Raw genomic sequence first — 1505 nt, 5'->3', positions numbered from 1 at the left:
GCGGCGACGAAGCGTGCGTCGGATTGGCTTCTGATTGGCACGCGGACGAGGTCGGGGTTCAGTGGGTAGAGCTGGAGGAGCGCTTTCGCAACGTCGCGTTTGCCCGTTGACCAAGCTGACGACGCGGGGCCCTTCATGCGGAACGTTTTGACCGCGGCGGTGACGCTGGCGGCCCACTGAGTGATGGCGGTCTCGGTCGGCGGGATGTGTGTCTGGAAGCTGAGGGGCCTGCCCACGAGGGAGGTGTCAGCGGTGACACTGCGGAGCAGATCCTCATCGATGTGAACGAGGCGCTGGTCGACATCGTTGAATTCGACCTGAAACGGTTGGCCTGAGGGAAAGATGATCGGCGGCGAGCCCGGTTGCGTTGTGATTGTCTCGCCACCGAAGCTGAGGCGAGCGCGCCCCCGCGTCACCCACTGAACGATGACACCGTCCCCGGCTTCAAGGGTTCCGCGCAGGTACCCGTCAAGTCGGAGCCGTCGTAGTTGGAGACGTTGATCGCCGATGCCGACGTATTGGAATCCGAAGTCCATCGACCCGGGTCGGCAGTGCAGGTCGTTCCCTCCATAGAGCTGATCGAGCAGCTCGATCGCGGCGGCAGGGGCGTGTCCCGAGTGGGAGATCAGCGGGGGACCTGTCCGGCGTTTCTCAGCGTTGTGCGTCATCGGCGGGTTTCGTGACTTGCGGCTGCATGGCCGGGATGGTGATGCGGCGATCAACGACGTGCCGGGCAGTGTCGGCGATGCGCGCCTGTTGTGAGCGTGCGTAGGAGCGGAGCATGTCGAACGCGGTGTCGAGATCGATTCGGTGCGTGTGCGCCAAGAACCCCTTGGCTTGCTCGATGGCGACGCGGCTGTCGAGAGCGTGCTGGAGCTGCGTTTGGACGAGGACGGCATGTTCTGTGGTGCGCTGCTGGAGGATGCTGATCGTCGCGACGTCCGTCAGCGCCCGCGCTGCGACTGCGTCCGTGGCGTTCAGCGCGCCGTTCGTCTCACGGAAGAGGTTCATCGACCCGAGCGTGTTGTCTCGGAGCCGGAGTGGGATGGAGTGCACGGAGGCGTACCCCAGTTGTGCTGACGCGGCCGCGAAGAGCGGCCACCTGCGCTGCATCTCCTCTGGGTTTTCCACGGTCACCGTCTCACCGGTGACGAACGCTTCCACGCAGGGCCCCTCGCCGGCTTCGAGCTGTAGGAGACCAATGAAGCTGCTGCGTTCGCTGGTGGACGCGACGACCTCGAGCTCCTGCTGCGGATTCGCGAGGAGGATCCCCGCAGCCCGGGCATCGAAAAGCTCGGCTGCATTGTCGACCAGGGTCTGCAGGAGCTCGACGATGTCGTAATCGGAGACAAGACTGTCGGTGAGCGTGACGAACGCATCCACGAGCTGGTGCTCTCGAGTTCGTGTCATGGCGGATCTTCCTTTCCTAGGAACTGACGTCGGAGCGGTCGGTGAAATCCACGTTCCGCGCGATGATGTCCGCCGACAGGTCGCGGACAGAACGT

At 64.1% G+C, this 1505-nt stretch carries 2 protein-coding genes; both read right to left on the bottom strand.

What is annotated here, in order from left to right; all coding sequences use genetic code 11:
* Positions 1-668, bottom strand: a 668-nt coding sequence (locus ITJ68_RS18830; RefSeq protein WP_194663675.1) for a hypothetical protein, incomplete at its 3' end; no start/stop codon positions are given.
* Positions 652-1383 carry a GAF and ANTAR domain-containing protein gene (locus ITJ68_RS18825; RefSeq protein WP_323743378.1) on the bottom strand — a complete coding sequence of 244 codons (732 nt, stop codon included), beginning with the start codon at positions 1381-1383 and terminating at the stop codon, positions 652-654. The genes ITJ68_RS18830 and ITJ68_RS18825, both read right to left, overlap by 17 nt.
* Between the last annotated feature and the right edge of the window lie 122 nt (positions 1384-1505).

Source organism: Curtobacterium sp. VKM Ac-1395, from assembly GCF_015350975.1.
Classification (GTDB): Bacteria; Actinomycetota; Actinomycetes; order Actinomycetales; family Microbacteriaceae; genus Curtobacterium.
The sequence above is the reverse complement of the archived record's forward strand: the minus strand, read 5'-3'. Positions and strand labels throughout refer to the sequence as shown.